Below are 678 nucleotides of genomic sequence, written 5' to 3'. Positions count from 1 at the left end.
GGCGACGGCACGGCCGCCCGCGGCGGCACCGCGGGCACCCGCACCGGCGGCTCGCCCCTGTGCACCACCTCCCGGCTCGAGGTCGCGGCCGCCCCCGTGGGCGGCGCCGCCGGCTCCGTCCACGTGGACGTCGTCCTCACCAACGCGGGCGAGGACCCGTGCACGCTCGCCGGCTACGCCGGGGTGTCCTTCGTCGACGCCGACGGCACGATGATCGGCTCCCCGGCCCTGCGGGACGCCACCGTCCCCGGCACCGGGCAGGTCCTGGCACCCGGGGAGTCCGTCACCGCCGGCCTGCGCATCAGCCAGGCCGGCAACCACCCGACCTGCGACGCCCGGACCGCCACCGGTCTGCGCGTCTACCCGCCCGAGAACACGGAGTCCGTCGTGATCCCCTTCCCCGTGGAGGCCTGCGGCGATCCGCGGATCCACCAGCTCGAGATCCAGGGCTTTGGCGCCTGAACCAGCCCTGAGCCTGTTCACCGAGCACACCCGGGCCTGGTTCTCGGGTGCGTTCGCCGCGCCCACCGCCGCCCAGGAGGGCGCGTGGCGGGCCATCGCCGCGCGGCGCCACGCCCTGATCGTGGCGCCCACCGGCTCGGGCAAGACCCTGGCCGCGTTCCTGTGGGCCCTGGACCGGTTCGTGGCGGAGGCCGCGCAGCTGGTGCTGGCCGGGCA

At 76.7% G+C, this 678-nt stretch carries 2 protein-coding genes; both read left to right on the top strand.

Annotated features, from left to right (window positions below; all coding sequences use genetic code 11):
• On the top strand, positions 1–462 hold a 462-nt coding region (locus tag CRM73_RS19465; RefSeq protein WP_229588835.1), incomplete at its 5' end, for a DUF4232 domain-containing protein.
• Positions 452–678: DEAD/DEAH box helicase (locus tag CRM73_RS19460; RefSeq protein ID WP_229588834.1), on the top strand; the 227-nt coding region annotated here is incomplete at its 3' end. The genes CRM73_RS19465 and CRM73_RS19460, both read left to right, overlap by 11 nt.

This window comes from Kocuria sp. CCUG 69068 (genome assembly GCF_020833785.1).
GTDB classification, from domain to species: Bacteria; Actinomycetota; Actinomycetes; order Actinomycetales; family Micrococcaceae; genus Kocuria; species Kocuria rosea.
The sequence above is the reverse complement of the archived record's forward strand: the minus strand, read 5'-3'. Positions and strand labels throughout refer to the sequence as shown.